Source organism: Mesopusillimonas faecipullorum (genome assembly GCF_020539505.1).
Classification (GTDB): domain Bacteria; phylum Pseudomonadota; class Gammaproteobacteria; order Burkholderiales; family Burkholderiaceae_B; genus Mesopusillimonas; species Mesopusillimonas faecipullorum.
Genome location: NZ_JACDXW010000004.1, coordinates 162,173 through 180,107 on the forward strand (window position 1 = coordinate 162,173; position 17,935 = coordinate 180,107).

General features: G+C 56.5%; 19 protein-coding genes and 3 tRNA genes. 16 read left to right on the top strand and 6 right to left on the bottom strand.

What is annotated here, in order from left to right:
• Positions 1-45 precede the first annotated feature (45 nt).
• Positions 46-807 carry a glucosamine-6-phosphate deaminase gene (locus H0484_RS09075; protein ID WP_226954260.1) on the top strand — a complete coding sequence of 254 codons (762 nt, stop codon included), beginning with the start codon at positions 46-48 and terminating at the stop codon, positions 805-807.
• Between the two features lie 151 nt (positions 808-958).
• Positions 959-1,189, top strand: a complete 231-nt coding sequence (locus H0484_RS09080; protein ID WP_226954261.1) for a hypothetical protein — start codon at positions 959-961, stop codon at positions 1,187-1,189.
• Between the two features lie 201 nt (positions 1,190-1,390).
• Here H0484_RS09080 and H0484_RS09085 read toward each other — a convergent pair.
• The 3 genes from H0484_RS09085 to tpiA form a co-directional block, all read right to left on the bottom strand.
• Positions 1,391-1,475 (bottom strand) — tRNA-Leu (locus H0484_RS09085).
• Positions 1,476-1,539: 64 nt separating this feature from the next.
• The gene (gene secG, locus H0484_RS09090; RefSeq protein WP_226954262.1) at positions 1,540-2,058 is read right to left on the bottom strand and encodes a preprotein translocase subunit SecG; all 519 of its coding nucleotides are present in this window, start codon (positions 2,056-2,058) and stop codon (positions 1,540-1,542) included.
• A gap of 14 nt (positions 2,059-2,072) precedes the next feature.
• Complete coding sequence (gene tpiA, locus H0484_RS09095) at positions 2,073-2,819, bottom strand: triose-phosphate isomerase (protein ID WP_226954263.1); 747 nt, start codon at positions 2,817-2,819, stop codon at positions 2,073-2,075.
• Between the two features lie 321 nt (positions 2,820-3,140).
• Between tpiA and ppk2 the strand changes: the two genes are divergently transcribed.
• A complete protein-coding gene (gene ppk2, locus H0484_RS09100; RefSeq protein ID WP_226954264.1) occupies positions 3,141-4,064 on the top strand; it encodes a polyphosphate kinase 2 in 924 nt (307 codons plus the stop codon).
• Positions 4,065-4,119: 55 nt separating this feature from the next.
• On the opposite strand, the gene H0484_RS09105 is transcribed toward ppk2, so the two are convergent.
• From H0484_RS09105 to H0484_RS09115, 3 genes are all read right to left on the bottom strand, one after another.
• A complete protein-coding gene (locus H0484_RS09105) occupies positions 4,120-5,097 on the bottom strand; it encodes an NAD(P)H-quinone oxidoreductase (protein WP_226954265.1) in 978 nt (325 codons plus the stop codon).
• Positions 5,098-5,126: 29 nt separating this feature from the next.
• Positions 5,127-5,212 (bottom strand) — tRNA-Leu (locus H0484_RS09110).
• A 42-nt stretch (positions 5,213-5,254) separates the two neighbouring features.
• Positions 5,255-5,344, bottom strand: a tRNA-Ser gene (locus tag H0484_RS09115).
• 278 nt (positions 5,345-5,622) lie between these two features.
• Between H0484_RS09115 and H0484_RS09120 the strand changes: the two genes are divergently transcribed.
• The 13 genes from H0484_RS09120 (at position 5,623) to nuoK (ending at position 17,929) form a co-directional block, all read left to right on the top strand.
• Complete coding sequence (locus tag H0484_RS09120) at positions 5,623-6,444, top strand: response regulator transcription factor (protein WP_226954266.1); 822 nt, start codon at positions 5,623-5,625, stop codon at positions 6,442-6,444.
• A 455-nt stretch (positions 6,445-6,899) separates the two neighbouring features.
• The gene (locus H0484_RS09125; RefSeq protein ID WP_226954267.1) at positions 6,900-8,024 is read left to right on the top strand and encodes a porin; all 1,125 of its coding nucleotides are present in this window, start codon (positions 6,900-6,902) and stop codon (positions 8,022-8,024) included.
• A 258-nt stretch (positions 8,025-8,282) separates the two neighbouring features.
• Complete coding sequence (locus H0484_RS09130; RefSeq protein WP_226954268.1) at positions 8,283-8,642, top strand: NADH-quinone oxidoreductase subunit A; 360 nt, start codon at positions 8,283-8,285, stop codon at positions 8,640-8,642.
• Between the two features lie 105 nt (positions 8,643-8,747).
• Positions 8,748-9,224: a NuoB/complex I 20 kDa subunit family protein gene (locus H0484_RS09135; RefSeq protein WP_226954269.1), complete on the top strand. Its 477-nt coding sequence runs from the start codon at positions 8,748-8,750 to the stop codon at positions 9,222-9,224.
• 48 nt (positions 9,225-9,272) lie between these two features.
• Positions 9,273-9,896: an NADH-quinone oxidoreductase subunit C gene (locus H0484_RS09140; RefSeq protein ID WP_226954270.1), complete on the top strand. Its 624-nt coding sequence runs from the start codon at positions 9,273-9,275 to the stop codon at positions 9,894-9,896.
• A gap of 3 nt (positions 9,897-9,899) precedes the next feature.
• Positions 9,900-11,156, top strand: coding sequence for an NADH-quinone oxidoreductase subunit D (locus H0484_RS09145; RefSeq protein WP_226954271.1), 1,257 nt, complete (start codon positions 9,900-9,902; stop codon positions 11,154-11,156).
• 35 nt (positions 11,157-11,191) lie between these two features.
• The gene (gene nuoE / locus H0484_RS09150) at positions 11,192-11,686 is read left to right on the top strand and encodes an NADH-quinone oxidoreductase subunit NuoE (RefSeq protein WP_226954272.1); all 495 of its coding nucleotides are present in this window, start codon (positions 11,192-11,194) and stop codon (positions 11,684-11,686) included.
• The gene (gene nuoF / locus H0484_RS09155) at positions 11,683-13,047 is read left to right on the top strand and encodes an NADH-quinone oxidoreductase subunit NuoF (RefSeq protein WP_226954273.1); all 1,365 of its coding nucleotides are present in this window, start codon (positions 11,683-11,685) and stop codon (positions 13,045-13,047) included. The genes nuoE and nuoF overlap by 4 nt, the downstream gene beginning before the upstream one ends.
• Positions 13,048-13,062: 15 nt before the next feature.
• Positions 13,063-15,393: an NADH-quinone oxidoreductase subunit NuoG gene (gene nuoG, locus H0484_RS09160; RefSeq protein WP_226954274.1), complete on the top strand. Its 2,331-nt coding sequence runs from the start codon at positions 13,063-13,065 to the stop codon at positions 15,391-15,393.
• Positions 15,393-16,466: an NADH-quinone oxidoreductase subunit NuoH gene (nuoH, locus tag H0484_RS09165; protein WP_226954275.1), complete on the top strand. Its 1,074-nt coding sequence runs from the start codon at positions 15,393-15,395 to the stop codon at positions 16,464-16,466. Before nuoG ends, nuoH begins: the two co-directional genes overlap by 1 nt.
• An 18-nt stretch (positions 16,467-16,484) precedes the next feature.
• Positions 16,485-16,973: an NADH-quinone oxidoreductase subunit NuoI gene (gene nuoI, locus H0484_RS09170; RefSeq protein WP_226954276.1), complete on the top strand. Its 489-nt coding sequence runs from the start codon at positions 16,485-16,487 to the stop codon at positions 16,971-16,973.
• An 18-nt stretch (positions 16,974-16,991) separates the two neighbouring features.
• Positions 16,992-17,621 (top strand): NADH-quinone oxidoreductase subunit J, encoded by a 630-nt coding sequence (locus H0484_RS09175; protein ID WP_226954277.1) that lies wholly within the window; start codon positions 16,992-16,994, stop codon positions 17,619-17,621.
• Complete coding sequence (gene nuoK, locus H0484_RS09180; protein WP_226954441.1) at positions 17,621-17,929, top strand: NADH-quinone oxidoreductase subunit NuoK; 309 nt, start codon at positions 17,621-17,623, stop codon at positions 17,927-17,929. Before H0484_RS09175 ends, nuoK begins: the two co-directional genes overlap by 1 nt.
• The last annotated feature ends 6 nt before the right edge of the window (positions 17,930-17,935 follow it).

Consider the following 17,935-nt stretch of genomic DNA (forward strand, 5'->3'; position numbering starts at 1 on the left):
AGCCCATAGGCTTGCACACGGTCGCCCAATCAGAGCGCCTTTTCCATGCTCCAAATATTTCCCGATACATCCACCATTGCGGAGCACGTCAGTGCCACTCTTGTCGCCAAAATACAGTCCAAGCCCGATGCGGTGCTGGGCTTGGCTACAGGCGGCACCATGGAGCCCATTTACGCTCAATTCGTTGCTCACGCGCACCGCGTAAACCTGGATGTATCCCGGCTAACGTCCTTCAATTTGGATGAGTACATAGGCTTAAGTCCGGATCACCCCAAAAGCTACTCGGCCTATATGCGTGAGCATTTGTTCTCGCACTTGGGCTTCGATACCTCGCGTTTGCATCTGCCAGATGGGATGACGCAAGATCTGGAGGCTCATTGCAAGGCCTACGCTGCACACATACAGGCTTTCGGTGGGGTCGACCTTCAGCTTCTGGGGGTGGGTGGCAATGGCCATATTGGCTTCAACGAGCCTGGTACGCCTTTCGACTGTCCTTGTCATGTGGTCGAGCTGGCCGAACAAACGCGCATCGACAACAGTCGTTTTTTTGCTGAAGGCCTTATGGTGCCGCGTTCCGCCATCACCATGGGTATGGCGGAAATCATGCAAGCCCGGGAGATCGTATTGGTCGCAACGGGTGAAGCCAAGGCTCAGATCATGGCAGAGTGGTACCAACAGGATGTGACTGAGCGCATTCCGTTTACCGCCCTGAAGCGTCACCCACGCGCCAGAATCATCCTTGACGAGGCTGCGGCCAGCCTGTTGCCTCCCGAAGCGCGCCAACAGCGTATGGTTGCTGTCGGTTAAAGCGCAGCTAGAAGAACCCGCGGATTTTTATCTTGCGGGTTTTTTTGTAGTTGAGTGTGCCTATTCTCTTTTTCTTGGGGCGCCTGGTGCCGCGAAGTCATCATCATGGTATGTTGTCGGGCTTTAGTCGCACCTTATCAATGGACGTCAGATGGAAGAAGACTACGCATTTGCTTTACATATACTCGATCAACTGAACGGAGTCGAAGAGTTCGACTTGACGCATTACCACCTGCGCGCAGAGAGGATCGGCGACACTGCGGATCGACACGGAATGGATGCTGAAAAAATATTCGCTGTTTTGGTGGATGCCATACGCGTAGATATTAAAGAGCACCCAAACCAGGAGCGCTTGAAGTTCCTTCTTGGTGGGGGTGCTTAGTATTTGCGTAGGCGCAATGCAAAGCCCGCCGGTCTTTCGAGGACGGGCGTAATCTACCTGTGTTGAGTGATGGCATCTCTGATTGGGTCACTAAAAAGAACCAATCAGTCCAGTACGTAAAAACAAAAAAACCCGCAGATTTTTTATCATGCGGGTTTCATTTGATTTTGATACTTACCGAGACGGCTTGGAAGCCTGTCTTGGTGCCGACGGCGAGACTCGAACTCGCACAGCTTTCGCCACTACCCCCTCAAGATAGCGTGTCTACCAATTCCACCACGTCGGCAGCGGTCTAGCAAAGAGCGGCATTCTAGCACGTTTTATGCCGCTATGTAAAATCCCGGTAAACTTTAGTTGCCCGCGGGTGCTTCGCCCTGATCGGCGGGAGCGGCTTCTGTTGCAGGAGCTGGGGTTTGCGCAGGTGCAGGTGCGGCCACAGGAGCCGGGACCTCGTTAGCGCTAGGGGCTGCAGGGACTTCGTTGGCGGGGGCAGCGGGAGCTTGCGGTACGGCACTGCCGTTCGCGCTACCGGGTAGGCTAGGCACGGAGCTGGCACCGGCCGGCGCGGTTTCAGTGCTGCTGGGTTGGTAATCTTGCATCAGGCCGCCGCCATCAAGGATGGAATTGCCCGTATTGTGAGCCGTGTAGGCCAAGCCTATGGTGGCAGCAAAGAATACGATGGCCGCCCAACGCGTTGTGCGCGATAGGAAGTTTGCAGCGCCGGCAGCGCCGAACAGGCTACCGGCCGAACCGCCGCCGAAGGACGATCCCATGTCTGCTCCTTTGCCTTGTTGTAGCAGCACAAGAACGATGATAGAGAGCGACGACAAGACCTGGATCGCGAGTAAAGTGGGTGACAACCATTGCATGATGGACTCCGGGCCTAAGCGGCCGCAATACGTAAAAATTCTTCGGCAAGCAGTGAGGCGCCACCGACCAAGGCGCCGTTGATGTCGGGCATGGAAAGCAGGCCGGCTGCGTTGTCTGCTTTGACGCTGCCGCCGTACAAAATGGGGCGATCAGCGGCATCAAAAGCGGCCAAGCGCTCGCGGATGGTGGCGTGGACAGCCTGGGCCTGGTCGGGCGTGGCGCTTTGGCCGGTACCTATTGCCCATACGGGTTCGTAAGCAAACACCATTTTAGCAAGGGCTTGCGGGCCTAGTGCCAGGACAGGGGCCAATTGGTCTGCGATGACGGCATCGGTGTGCCCGGCATCGTGTTGCTCCAGGGTTTCGCCTATGCACACAACGGGAGTGATGCCCGCATTCAAGGCGGCTTGAGCTTTACTGGCCACTAAAGCGCTATCTTCGCCATGCATGGCTCGGCGCTCGGAGTGGCCCACCAGCACCCATTGGGCGCCAAAATCAGCCAGCATGGGTGCGGCAACTTCACCGGTGTAGGCGCCGCCAAGGTGGGCGCTGACATCTTGAGCACCCCAAGAGAGCGCGCTGCCTTGCAGTTGGGCCTGAGCCTGCGCCAAGTAGGGGAAGGGGACGCACACGCCCAGGTGGCATTGACCCGACAACGACATTGAGCCGGCAGCCAGCGCTTCCAACAATGCTTGGTTGGTGGCGAGCTTGCCGTGCATTTTCCAGTTGCCGATAACGAGACGAGTAATTGCTTGACCCACTGCTCTGTTGCGCTCTGTTGCTGTTGTGCCGTTGTTAAATTGAAGTGCCTTATCGCCCGTGGCGCGGCCATTTACCGCCTGGTAGCGCGGCCATTGTTGCGCAAATATCGCGAACAACCCGTTATTCTACCTTGTAGGCTTGGCTGTGTACAAACAGAAGCGCCAAGCTGTGGGGCTTTTGATGCGCGCCATGTGCCAGACCGGCGAACGTTTAGGGCTTCGCGGATTTGAAATATCTGCGTGCTACGCTTGGCCGTCAAGGCGTGCTGACGAGTCTTTTTGTCTGGCGAGCCTGTTTTTTTGTCCACTGGAGCCCTCCTTATGAACGATACTGAAGCCGCCAAACTAGCTCAGCAGGCCCTGCGTTTGCAAGCAGACATTCTTGATAGTCTGGATGAAGAGCTGGAGATGGAGCTTGATGATAGGCGGCTGGATGAGGTTTCTACGTTGCTGCCAGTTAGTGCTGATCCCGACATGGATCGCCGCACCTATTTTCGCGAGTTGCTTCGCCTGCAGGGCGAGCTGGTCAAGTTGCAAGATTGGGTCGTGGAACACAAGCTCAAGGTGGTTGTGTTGTTTGAAGGGCGGGATGCGGCGGGTAAGGGCGGCGCCATCAAGCGTATCACCCAGAGACTGAATCCGCGTGTGTGTCGTGTGGCTGCCCTGCCTGCGCCCAGCGAGCGTGAGCGTACCCAATGGTATTTTCAGCGCTACGTGGCGCATCTGCCGGCGGGCGGTGAAATGGTGCTTTTTGACCGCAGCTGGTACAACCGTGCCGGGGTCGAGCGCGTTATGGGTTTTTGTACCAAAGAAGAGTACGAAGAATTCTTCCGTAGCGTAGCTGAGTTCGAGAAAATGCTGATCCGCTCCGGCATTATTCTTATCAAGTATTGGTTTTCCATTACCGACGAAGAGCAGCATCGCCGCTTTCTTATGCGTATTCACGACCCGCTCAAGCAATGGAAGCTGTCGCCCATGGATTTGGAGTCACGCCGGCGCTGGGAGGACTACACCCAAGCCAAGGACGAAATGATTCGTCGCTCGCACATCCCCGAGGCGCCGTGGTGGATAGTTGAAGGTGATGAAAAGAAGCGCGCCCGCCTGAACTGCATGGCGCATCTTCTTACGCAAGTGCCATACGGCGAAATCGATCATGAGCCCGTCGCTTTGCCCGAGCGTAGGCGCTCGCCCGACTATGTGCGCGGGCCTGTTCCTAAAGAGATGTTCGTGCCGGCTATTTACTAACTACTAACAGCCTGGCGACATTGCGCGCAGCTCATGCTGGCCTGCGCGCGGTGTCTTAAAGGGTAAGAATGATCTTGCCCGTGTGCTGGCTGGCTTCCATCATGGCATGTGCCTGCGCGGCTTGCTCAAGCGGCAGGGTGGCATGCACGATGGGTTTGACGCGCCCTTGTTCAAGCAAAGGCCAGACGTGTCGTAGCAGTGCCTGGGCAATGTCGGCCTTAAAAGCGATGGGGCGGGGGCGCAGGGTAGAGCCTGTGATGGTCAGGCGGCGGCGTAGCACTTGGCCGCAGTCTATCTGTGCTTTGCTTCCGCCTAGAACAGCAATAATCACGATGCGGCCGTCGTCGGCCAGGCACTTCAGGTCTCTGGCGATATAGTCGCCGGCAATCATATCCAGAATGACGTTGACGCCTTTGCCTGCGGTCGTCTGCTTGATGACGTCGACGAAATCTTCATCCCGGTAGTTAATGCCACGGATTGCGCCTAAAGCCTCTACAGCGCGGGCGCGCTCATCAGTGCCGGCAGTGGCATAAACCGTGCTGCCTAAAGCGGTGGCCAACTGTATGGCTGTGGTGCCTATGCCGCTGGCGCCGCCATGTACCAGCAGACTCTCGCCGGGCTGCAGGCGTGCGCGATCAAAAACATTGCTCCAAACCGTGAAATACGTCTCGGGCAGGCCGGCGGCCTCGACCAGGCTTAAGCCTTTTGGCACAGGTAGGCACTGTTGAGCAGGGGCCACGCAGTACTCGGCATAGCCGCCACCGGTTGTCAGGGCACAGACCTGGTCTCCCAATTTCCAGCCATAGGCCTCAGCATCGCCACCGACGATTTCGCCTGCAACTTCCAGGCCGGGCAGATCGGATGCGCCAGGTGGGGGTGGGTAGACCCCCATGCGTTGCAATACATCTGGGCGGTTTACGCCTGCCGCAGCAACTTTAATCAGGACTTCGCCAGGTGCGGGTACGGGCGTGGGGCGCTCGCAAGGTAGCAAAACTTCGGGGCCGCCCGCTTGCGAGATTTCGATTGCTTTCATGGGATGTCTCCTTGGTGTGGAAGGAGGGGTGGTGCCCGAAGCCGGACTCGAACCGGCACAGCCTAAGGCCGAGGGATTTTAAGTCCCTTGTGTCTACCTATTCCACCATTCGGGCGGGGGAAATCTGGCGCTCTAAGAGTAGAGCGCAGAAAAAATCTGGCGGAAGCGGTGAGATTCGAACTCACGGACGGGTTACCCCGTCGCTGGTTTTCAAGACCAGTCCATTCAACCGCTCTGGCACGCTTCCGGGTCTAGAAGGGATCAGAGTGTAACGCAAGCCGGGGTCGCTTGTCATATGCACCGGATTTAGGCGCTATCTGCGATAAGGGGCAGCAGCTTTACGCGATGAATGTGGCTTTTAGTTGGCGCTCTGCGGTAAAGTGATATTTGTAACGTCAAGTAAAGTTAATTCCAAGTTAATGCAGTCCCTTGTTTTGGAAGTAAGCCTTATAACTATCAAGGGGGTGCGGTTCGCCCTGATCTAAATCTGTTGACTGTGAATAAATTCATAAGAGAGCAAATCAAATGGCGAAGTGGGATATGTTTGTGGGTCTGCCTTCACATATCTTGCTAGTGGGTGCTGATCATGATTTCAAGTCATTGGCAGCAGCTTTGCAAGAGCGAGGTTTGAGCCTGAGCAAAAGCGAGCTCGGTGCCGAGGGCTACGAACGTGCCCTAACGTCGCAACCTGATTTGATACTCGCGACGCAAGACTTGCCTGGCATGGACGGCTTGAGCCTTCTGCGCTTGCTGAAATCCAGCCCATTGACACTAGGGATCCCCGTGATATTGCTCACGAGTAATCAAGCCAGCGTCATGGAGCGTTTGGCGGGTTTTCGAGAGGGTGCGGTGGATGTTGTGCATCAACCCTTCTTTCTGGAAGAGGTGTTGGCCAGGATAGCGGTGCAGCTGGGCTGGCTGAAGCGGATCAGACAAGTGCGGGCCGAAGGTCTTGAGGTTGTGGAAACCGAGCAACAACGCACATGGACGCAGCAGGAAGTACTGGTGCGTGCCGTTCAGAAGCATATTGCGGGTAATCTATCGGTATTGTGTTCCTCAACAGAGTTAGCCCGCAGGTTCGCGGTTTCAGAGCGGCGGCTGACTGCTGCATTCAAGGCCTGTTTGAATCAGTCTGTGTTTGCTTATGCGCGTCAAGAGCGCATGAGCAAGGCGCAATACTTGTTGGCTCATACTGCCTTAAGCATGGATGCCATCTCGACGGCAGTAGGGTTCTCTAGCGCTGCGAATTTCTCTACGGCGTTTCATGCATACTTCAAGACGACTCCAACTGCCTATCGCAGCGCCGAGCATGGGCGCGCCTGGAAGCAACGGGATAAACCCGTTTGATCAACCCTGGCAGCAAATTGTTAATAACATGTATCTTGGTGTTATCCCGGTATGGATATTTGCCGGGAGTTTGCTATGGCATACCAGGAAAAAATATATTTATAGTTGTTTCTACTTATTGCGTGGAAATATATGAATAGAAACAGAAATTTAATAATTGGGCTTTGGTAGCCAATCGAATCGACCTTTATTTCAACGTCGGCAAAGAAAGATTGACGGGGGCCAAAAGAGGGCATGAGGTCGCAAAAAAAGCTTTTTGTTGTTTCAGGGCAACGGAAAACACGCAAAAATCGTGGGCTGTGTGCGTTGTGCATAGCCACGGGAACAAAAGTTTGGTGGAATAGCTACAACTTTCGCTGCTTCGGATCCTTTCCAAGGGCTTTGCGAGGTTGAAAAAGGTGGCCTGCTAAGACGGGCTTGCCGGCTCTATCTCAAATCTACGGAGATTTCATATCATGAAAAAAAGTTTGCTTGCCGCCGCGTTGATCGTCGGCTTTGCGGGTGCTGCTCAAGCCCAATCGACTTCCGTCACGCTGTACGGCGTTGTGGACGGTGGCATTGGCTACACGCAGTTCAAAGATGGTAACGGCAACAAAGGCACGAACACCGGCTTCCTGGACGGCGGTCAGTCCAGCAACCGTTGGGGCCTGCGTGGTTCCGAAGATCTGGGTGGCGGTCTGAGCGCTATCTTCACGCTGGAAAGCGGTTTCAGCTTGGGCACGGGTCAACAGAGCCAAGGTGGCCGTTTGTTCGGTCGCGAAGCTTTCGTTGGTCTGAAATCTTCCGAGTGGGGTCAACTGACCTTCGGTCGTCAAGGCACCATTGGTCACCAGTGGCTGTCGGGCATTGTTAGCCCCTTCGGCAACAACTTCGGTCAAGCTCGTGCATCGGGTGCTTTCAGCGCCGCCGAAGCTCGCTACGACAACCAAGTTCAATACCAAACGCCTAGCTTCTCCGGCTTCCAGTTTGGCGTTGGCTACTCCTTCAACACCAGCGGCAACCAAGCGTTCAAGCAAGCTGGTCAAGGTGAACCCAACACGCGCGCCTGGACTACCGGTCTGCGCTACGTCAGCGGCCCCGTTGCTGCCATCCTGGCATACGACCAAGTTAAAGATCGCTCCAACGTGGGCGGCACTGGCCTGACGGTCAAGTCCTGGAGCTTGGCTGGTAGCTACAACTTCGACGTTGCCACCCTGCACCTGGGTGTTGGCCGCATCGAAAACGGCTGGCTCGACACCAACAGCTTCCTGAACGGCAACGGCAAGGGCGGTCCCGCTCCTATCGCTCGCTGGAATGACCAGTTCCGTGCTTACACCTACACGGTTGGCCTGAGCGCCCCTCTGGGTGAGCGCAACAAGATCATGGGCTCCTGGAGCATGGTTGATCCCACCAAGAAGGGTCTGGCTTACGCCGGCGCCGCTACCAAGCTGAAGTCGCAACACATCTTCGGCCTGGGCTTCACGCACGACCTGTCCAAGCGTACCAACCTGTACGTGATGGGTTCCTACGTCGACGATCTGGCTCTGCAACCTGGCGCCAAGTCCTACACCGTCGGCGCTGGCGTTCGTCACCGCTTCTAATATCGGCATCGTTCCCACCCGGAAACCTCTCTGGGTGTGAGCGAATTTCGTTGGTTCGCCTGGTCGGGCGAGCCATCTGTAGATACGAAATGCTGGTATTGAAAAAGCCATCCTGCGGGATGGCTTTTTCTTTGTGGCCTAAGAGCCGCGATATGTTGCAATGCTGGCGTATAATTCTGGCGGCGTGAGGGTTTGCCCGTATGTGGCGGCCCGTAAAATGCTACAATCCTACAGTTTCTTTACCGTTGGGCATTTGGCATGAATCTGCAACAGTACTTCCCCGTTTTGCTGTTCATCGTGGTCGCTGTCGTCATTGGTTTTGTGCTGCTTGCCGCTGGGCGCGTGCTGGGCCCCAACCGGCCTGACGAGCAAAAGCTTTCACCGTACGAATGCGGTTTCGAGGCCTTTGACGATTCCCGTATGAAGTTCGATGTGCGCTACTACTTGGTCGCCATCTTGTTCATTCTGTTCGATCTCGAAATTGCTTTCCTGTTCCCGTGGGCCATCGCCAATGACTCCGTTGGTTTGGTCGGTTTCTGGACTGTTATGGTGTTCCTGGCGGTTCTTGCGGCAGGGTTTTTGTACGAATGGAAGAAGGGCGCGCTCGACTGGGAGTAGCTCCCGCAGTTTCCCTTTCACTCATTGGCGCCTGCGTAAGCGCAGAACGCCTGGCGGTCCGTATGCCTCATGCTGCGGATTCCCGGAAGGCTATAAGGCAATATCATGGCGATTGACGGCATTCTTAAAGAAGGCTTCATTACTACCAGTGCGGATAAATTCCTGAACTGGGCCAAGACGGGCTCTCTTTGGCCCATGACGTTTGGGCTGGCCTGTTGTGCGGTCGAGATGATGCATGCCGGTGCGGCACGCTACGATCTCGACCAGTTTGGAATTATTTTTCGCCCAAGCCCTCGCCAGTCCGATCTGATGATCGTGGCGGGTACCTTGTGCAACAAGATGGCGCCCGCTCTGCGCAAGGTTTACGACCAAATGGCCGAGCCGCGTTGGGTGCTGTCCATGGGCTCCTGTGCAAACGGGGGTGGCTATTACCATTACTCCTATTCGGTCGTGCGTGGTTGTGATCGCATTGTGCCGGTAGACGTCTATGTACCGGGCTGTCCGCCCACCGCCGAAGCCTTGGTGTACGGTCTGCTGCAAATGCAGAACAAGATCCGTCTTACCAATACTATTGCGCGATAGGCGGGTGCGCAACATGCTTTTCCTTACTCCGACCCTGGGGCGTGCATCATGACCCAAACCCAGACGCGGCTTGACAGCCTCGCTTCCCAACTTCAGACCCAGTTCGGCGAGCAGGTGCTGCTTACCGAGGCCTTGGGTGAGCTCACCCTAGAAGTGCCCGTGAGTCGCTGGCTTGAAGCCTGTACGGCCTTGCGTGATTCGCCCGAGTTGTCGTTCGAGCAATGCCTGGATCTATGTGGCGTCGATTACCTGGCCTGGGGACAGCCCCTGCGTCAGAATCTACCATCTCCGTTTCCGCATCGTTTTGCCGTCGTCATTCATTTGATGTCGGTGCGCCATAACTGGCGCTTGCGCGTACGAACCTGGGTAGAAAGCGAAGATTTTCCTGTTCTGCCTTCGCTGCTTGACGTTTGGCCGTCCGTTAATTGGTTCGAGCGCGAAGCCTTCGATATGTATGGCATCGTCTTCGAAGGTCACCCAGACCTGCGCCGTATTCTCACTGACTACGGTTTCATCGGCTACCCCTTCCGCAAAGATTTTCCGCTCTCCGGTAACGTCGAGATGCGTTTTGATCCCGAGCAGAAGCGTGTTGTCTATCAGGCTGTCACCATCGAGCCTCGCGAAATTACGCCGCGCATCGTGCGTGAAGAAGGTTACGGAACAGGGCGTTAGACCATGGCAGAAATCAAGAACTACACCCTCAACTTCGGTCCCCAACACCCAGCCGCCCACGGCGTGCTGCGTTTGGTCCTAGAACTCGACGGCGAAGTCATTCAGCGCGCCGACCCGCATATCGGGCTGTTGCATCGCGGCACCGAAAAGCTTGCCGAGCATAAAACCTTCTTGCAGGCTCTGCCTTACATGGATCGTCTGGACTATGTCTCGATGATGTGTAACGAGCACGCCTATGTCATGGCGGTCGAGAAGCTGCTGGGCCTGGAAGTCCCCCTGCGTGCGCAGTATATCCGTGTCATGTTCGACGAAATCACGCGGATTCTGAACCACCTGATGTCCATAGGTTCGCATGCCCTCGACGTAGGCGCCATGGCAGTGTTTCTGTATGCCTTCCGTGAACGCGAAGACTTGATGGACTGCTACGAGGCGGTTTCGGGCGCGCGTTTGCACGCAGCGTACTACCGTCCGGGTGGCGTTTATCGCGACCTGCCAGACACCATGCCGCAGTACGGCCAGTCCAGCCAATATCGTGGCGCAAAAGAAGTGCGCGCCATGAACGATGCGCGCTCCGGTTCGCTGCTGGATTTCATCGAAGACTTCACCAATCGTTTTCCTAAGTGCGTCGACGAATACGAAACCCTGCTCACGGATAACCGTATCTGGAAACAGCGACTGGTAGGGGTAGGCGTGGTCGATCCCGATCGCGCCAAGGCTTTGGGCTTTACCGGCCCGATGCTGAGAGGTTCCGGCGTGGCCTGGGATTTGCGCAAAATGCAGCCCTACGAGGTATACGATCGCGTCGACTTCGATATCCCTGTCGGCAAAGAGGGTGATTGCTACGACCGCTACTTGGTGCGTATCGCCGAAATGCGCGAAAGCAACCGTATCATCCGTCAGTGCGTGGAGTGGCTGCGTAATAATCCCGGCCCTGTCATCGTTGATAACCACAAGGTTGCGCCGCCTCAACGTGAACGTATGAAGCTGGGCATGGAAGAACTCATCCACCACTTCAAACTGTTCAGCGAAGGCATGCACGTGCCGACCGGTGAGGCCTACGCGGCAGTTGAACATCCCAAGGGTGAATTCGGCATTTACATGATTTCCGACGGTGCCAACAAGCCTTACCGCGTCAAGATTCGCGCTCCAGGCTTTGCTCATCTGCAGTCGCTCGACGAATTGTCTCGTGGCCACATGATTGCCGACGCCGTCACCATCATAGGCACGTTGGATATCGTGTTTGGCGAAATCGACCGCTAGACGGATATCTACACAAGCTACTATCGGACCAAACTATGCTGCTTTCCGAACAAGCGTATCGCAAGATAGAGCGGGAACTCGCCAAGTTCCCGGATGACCAGAGGCAGTCCGCGATCATGGCTGCACTGGCCATTGCGCAGGAAGAAAAAGGGTGGGTGTCCACCGAAGTCATCGAAGACGTGGCCGGCTACATTGGTGTGCCGCCCATCGCGGTGCAAGAGGTCGCCACCTTCTACAACATGTTCGACACACGGGCTGTGGGGCGCTTCAAGATCAGCGTTTGCACAAATCTGCCCTGTGCTTTGCGTGATGGCGTCAAAACCGCCGATCACCTCAAAAACAGGCTGGGTATCGGTTTTCGTGAAACCACGCCTGACGGCCTGTTTTCGCTGGTCGAGGGTGAATGCATGGGGGCTTGCGGAGACTCGCCGGTGTTGTTGGTCAACAACCAGCACATGTGCGTGCGCATGCAGCCCGAGCGCATAGACGCCATGCTCGATGAACTGCGTCAGCACGGAGAATCCGCATGAATACGGCAAGCTTGTTGAACCGGTTTTCCCAGGGCCTGGAGCCCGTGCCTGGTGGTGATGCATCGCGCAGCATGGTCTTGCATGGCCGTCATATCGAACCCCAGATCATGGCGGGTGTAAACGGCGAAAACTGGCGTCTTCAGGATTACGTTGCGCGTGGCGGCTACGAAGCCTTGCGCAAGGTCGTAACCACGATGAAGCCCGAAGACGTCATTGCCGAAGTCAAGGCTTCGGCTTTGCGCGGTCGCGGGGGTGCGGGTTTCCCCACCGGCCTGAAATGGAGCTTCATGCCGCGCGGCTTGCCAGGCCAGAAGTACTTGGTCTGCAACTCTGACGAGGGCGAGCCTGGTACTTTCAAAGATCGTGACATCTTGCGTTTTAATCCGCACATTGTCATCGAAGGCATGGCGATTGCAGCCTACGCCATGGGTATTACCGTGGGCTACAACTACATCCACGGTGAAATCTTCGAGGTCTATGACCGTTTCGAAGAAGCACTCGAAGAGGCGCGTCAAGCGGGCTTTTTGGGCGATGGCATCATGGGTTCGGCATTCGACTTCCAGTTGCATGCTTTTCACGGTTATGGCGCTTATATCTGCGGCGAAGAAACGGCTTTGCTGGAATCGTTGGAAGGCAAGAAAGGCCAGCCCCGATTCAAACCTCCTTTTCCCGCTAGCTTTGGCTTGTACGGCAAGCCCACCACCATCAATAACACCGAGACTTTTGCCGCGGTGCCCTGGATCATTCGTAACGGCGGTCCCGCTTACCTAGAGGTTGGCCTGCCCAACAATGGTGGCACGAAGCTGTTTTCGATCTCGGGTGACGTCGAGTTGCCCGGCAACTACGAAATCCCGCTGGGCACGCCGTTCTCCAAATTGCTGGAACTGGCCGGTGGCGTCAAGGGTGGTCGCAAACTCAAGGCAGTGATTCCAGGCGGCTCCAGTGCCCCGGTCCTGCCCGGCGACATCATGATGCAGTGCACGATGGATTACGACAGTATTTCCAAAGCCGGCTCCATGTTGGGTTCCGGGGCGGTCATCGTCATGGACGAAACGCGTTGCATGGTCAAGTCGCTGCTGCGTTTGTCGTATTTCTATTTCGAAGAAAGCTGCGGTCAGTGCACACCGTGCCGAGAAGGCACGGGCTGGTTGTATCGCATGGTTCACCGCATCGAGAACGGCCAAGGTCGTCTCGAAGATCTGGACGTGCTGGACTCGGTTGCATCGAACATCATGGGGCGTACGATTTGCGCGCTGGGCGATGCGGCTGCCATGCCGGTACGTAGTTTCATCAAGCATTTCCGCGACGAGTTCGCACACCACATCGAGCATAAAAGCTGCGTGGTGCCCACCTATCTGTAGGCTCAGGACAAGCGCATGGTCGAATTAACCATAGACGGCAAAAAAGTCGAGGTCCCCGAAGGCAGCGTGGTGATGCAGGCTGCCCATAAGCTGGGCCTGTATGTGCCGCATTTCTGCTATCACAAGAAGCTTTCCATTGCTGCGAACTGCCGCATGTGCCTGGTCGAGGTGGAGAAGGCGCCCAAGGCCATGCCGGCCTGCGCCACGCCTGTTACCCAGGGCATGGTCGTTCACACCGCATCCGAACGGGCTGTGGCCGCCCAGAAAAGCGTCATGGAGTTTCTGCTGATCAATCACCCATTGGATTGCCCCGTGTGCGACCAGGGTGGCGAGTGTCAGTTGCAAGATTTGGCGGTAGGCTACGGAGACTCCGAATCCCGCTACAAAGAAGAAAAGCGGGTCGTGTTCCATAAGCCCATGGGGCCACTGATCTCCGCCGAAGAAATGCAGCGTTGCATTCATTGCACGCGTTGTGTGCGCTTTGGCCAGGAAATCGGCGGCGTCATGGAATTGGGCATGATCAATCGGGGCGAACATTCCGAGATCACCACCTTTGTTGGCCGTGCGGTTGAGTCTGAACTCTCCGGCAACATGATAGATATCTGTCCGGTGGGGGCACTTACCTCCAAGCCTTTCCGTTTCGATGCGCGTACTTGGGAACTAGCCCGTCGTCGCAGCGTCAGCCCGCATGACAGCCTGGGTGCGAATCTGGTCGTGCAGCTCAAAGACGGCAAAGTGCTGCGTGTAGTGCCCTTCGAGAACGAAGCGGTAAACGAATGCTGGATCAGCGACCGCGATCGTTTTTCCTACACCGGCTTGTACACCGAAGACCGTCTGGCTTCGCCCATGGTGCGTGATGCCAATGGTGCTTGGCGTGAAGCCTCTTGGGCCGATGCCTTGCAGGCTGTCGCCAAAGGCTTGCAGCAGGCCAGCGAGAAACACGGCGCGCAGCAAATCGGTGCCATAGGCAGCCCCACCGCCACGGTTGAAGAGCTGGCTTTGTTGGCTCGCGTGGTGCGAGGCTTGGGCTCCGGCAATGTGGATTTCCGCTTGCGTCAGATCGACCCTAACCTCGAAGATGCGGTTGCGGGTGTGCCATGGTTGGGCATGGACATTGCACAACTCAATCATCTGGATCGCGTGCTGGTCGTTGGTTCCGCCCTGCGTGCTGAACACCCCTTGATGGCTCAGCGTCTGCGTCAGGCCTGCAAACGTGGGGCTCAGCTGTCTTTTGTGGGCAGCTTGGCCGAAGATCCCTTGCTTCCTGTCACTGCGCGTTTGAACGTCGCTCCCGATGCCACGCCAGAAGCCTTGGCTCGCGTGCTCGTGGCCGTGCTTCAGCAGGCGCAGAAACCTGTTCCGGCAGCCTTGGCGCAAGTTCAGGTTGACGATGCCGCACGTGCTATCGCCAGCAGTCTGTCCAGTGGCAAGAAATCGGCCATTTTCATCGGCAATATGGCGATGGCTTTGCCCGAAGCCAGTGCCGTTCTGGCCAACGCCCAGGCATTGGCGCGTGAAACCGGCGCAACACTGGGCTTCCTGACCGCCGGCGGCAATACGGTAGGCGGTTATCTTGCGGGTGCTACGCCCGACCAAGGCAGCCTCAGCGCCGAGCAAATGCTGGCACAAGGTCTGAAAGCCTGCATCGTTTTGCATGCCGAACCCGCGCTTGATTCTGATCACGGTCTGCGTGCCGTTCAAACCCTTAAAGCCGCTGAGTTCAGCGTGGCGCTTACGTCGTACTTCTCGGCGGCTGCCGAGTGGGCCGACGTCATGTTGCCCATTGCGCCTTTCACCGAAACCTCGGGCACGTTTATCAACGCCGAGGGTCGTGCGCAAAGCTTCAAGGGCACGGCCATGCCTTACGGCGATAGCCGTCCCGCATGGAAAGTATTGCGTGTGCTTGGCAACCTGTTGCAGCTGCAAGGTTTCGACGAAGAAACCTCGGAAGCCGTGCGAGATTCGGTGTTGACGGGGGATGTGCGTGAGCGCCTTTCCAACGAAGTGCGAGGCGAAGTTCGCGTACCAGCGCGTGTTTCCCAAGGCCTGCAGCGCGTTGGCGATGTTCCCATTTATCGTAGCGACGCACTGGTGCGTCGCGCCGAGCCATTGCAGCAAACCAATGCCTCTCGCGCACCAAGCGCCGGCATGAACGCCGCTACGTTGGCTGGTCTGTCACTCGAGCCCGGTGCAAGCGTCAAGGTTCGAGGCGGCGACGGCGAGGTCATACTCGCGGCCCATCTTGATCCCACCGTCCCTGACGGTGCCGTGCGTGTTTCAACAGCATTTGCCGAAACCCTCCCGCTGGGCAGCGCGTTCGGGCAGCTTTCGGTGGAGCAAGCCTAATGGACTGGTTGAATCAACTCCAAGTGTTCGGGGCAGGGCTGATTGGTGAGACGGCCTGGTATGTGGTCTGGACCATCATCAAGATTATCTGCGTGGCCGTGCCCATCATTTTGTGTGTGGCCTACCTGACATACTGGGAACGCAAGATGATAGGCTTCATGCACGTGCGGCTCGGTCCCACCCGGGTAGGGCCGCGCGGCTTGCTGCAGCCTTTTGCCGACGTCTTCAAGCTGTTGACCAAAGAAGTCATCGTGCCCGCCGAGTCCAACAAGGTGCTGTTTGTGGTTGCACCTTTGGTGATTCTGATGCCGGCATTGGCAGCCTGGGCAGTCATGCCCTTCAGCCCAGAGCTCGTGCTCTCTAACATCAATGCGGGCTTGCTGTACATCATGACGATCACGTCGGTGGGTGTGTATGGCGTCATCATCGCGGGCTGGGCCTCCAACTCCAAGTATGCTTTGCTGGGCGCCATGCGCGCTTCTGCGCAAGTCATCTCTTACGAGTTGGCAGTGGGCTTTGTGCTTGTTACGGTCTTGCTGGTGTCGGGGTCACTGAATCTGAGTGAAATCGTACTGGGGCAGGGCAGAGGCTTGTTTGCTTCTTACGGCGTAAGCTTCATGTCCTGGAACTGGCTGCCGCTGTTGCCGCTGTTCGTTATTTATGTCGTCTCCATCGTAGCCGAAACCGCTCGCCACCCATTCGACGTCGTCGAGGGTGAGTCCGAGATCGTGGCCGGCCACATGGTTGAGTATTCGGGCTCGGGCTTTACGCTCTTCTTCCTGGCCGAATACATGAACATGATCCTGCTGTCCGCCTTGGCGTCCGTCATGTTTCTGGGTGGCTGGCTGCCGCCTCTGGACGTGGCACCGTTCACCTGGGTGCCTGGCTGGATTTGGATGTTCATCAAGACTTTCGTAGTGGTCTCGATGTTCATATGGTTCCGTGCCACTTTTCCGCGTTACCGCTACGACCAGATCATGCGTCTGGGCTGGAAGGTGTTTATTCCCATCACCGGCGTCTGGCTGGTTCTGGTGGCGATCTGGATGCAGACGCCCTGGAACATCTGGCACTAAGCGTCATAGGGGCAAGATATGGAAGCGATCAAAGATTTTTTTGGCAGTCTCATGTTGTCCGAGATGCTTAAGGGCATGCGGCTGACTGGCAAGTACTTTTTCAAGCGCAAGGTTACCCTGCGCTACCCCCACGAGAAAACGCCGACCTCTCCGCGTTTTCGCGGTTTGCATGCTTTGCGTCGTTATCCCAACGGCGAAGAGCGCTGCATTGCGTGCAAGCTGTGCGAGGCTGTATGCCCAGCCATGGCTATCACCATCGAGTCTCACGAGCGCGAAGACGGTACACGTCGTACCACGCGTTACGACATCGATCTGACCAAGTGCATTTTCTGTGGCTTCTGTGAAGAAAGCTGCCCGGTAGACTCCATCGTGGAAACGCATCTTCACGAATACCACGGCGAGAAGCGCGGCGACCTGTACTACACCAAGGATATGCTGCTGGCCGTGGGCGACCATTACGAAGCGGAAATCGCACAGCGCCGTCAAATCGACGCCCCTTACCGCTGATCACCGGGACTTTCATCCATGACTTTCTCGACCGTCCTGTTTTATCTGTTTGCTGTGGTGCTGGTATATGCCGCTGTGCGCGTCATATTTGCACCCAACCCCATTACTGCTGTATTGCACCTGATCCTGGCGTTTTTCACGGCAGCCATGTCGTGGGTGCTTATCGGCGCCGAGTTCCTGGGGCTGCTGTTGGTGCTGGTATACGTAGGCGCCGTGATGGTGCTGTTCCTGTTCGTCGTCATGATGCTGGATGTGCGCATGGAGTCGCTGCGTGGCGGCTTCAAGGCCTATATGGGTCTAGGCGTGGTGGTGGGCGTCATCATGGTGCTGGAAATGGCTTTTGTCATTGCCAACGCCTGGCTGTCCGCCGGCCCGCAGAAACCTCAAGCCGACGATTTCAACAGCACGCGTGCTTTGGGTGAGCTCATGTACACCCAATACGTTTATGCCGTAGAAATCGGTGCCGTGGTGCTGCTGGTTGGCATGGTGGCAGCCATTGCACTCACCTTGCGCCGTCGCGCCGACGTCAAGCGTGTCAACCCCTCCGACCAAGTACGTGTGCGTGCAAGTGACCGTCTACGGATGGTCAGCATGCCAGCCCAAGAAAAAGTGACGCCGCGTCAGTCCGGCGGTAAGGAGTCAGCATGATGGAACTCTCTCTGGCGCATTATCTCGTTCTTGCGGCCATCCTGTTTGTCATCGGTGTGTTCGGTTTCTTCGTGAATCGACGCAACCTCATCATCCTGCTGATGTCCGTCGAACTCATCCTGCTGTCCGCCAATATCAACTTCGTGGCGTTCTCCAGTTGGTTCGGAGACATATCGGGCCAAGTGTTCGTGTTCTTCATTCTTACAGTAGCAGCTGCCGAAGCCGCCATAGGGTTGGCTATCCTGGTTCTGTTGTTCCGTAACCTGAACACAATCAACGTCGAAGAACTGGATCAGCTCAAGGGTTGATGGGAA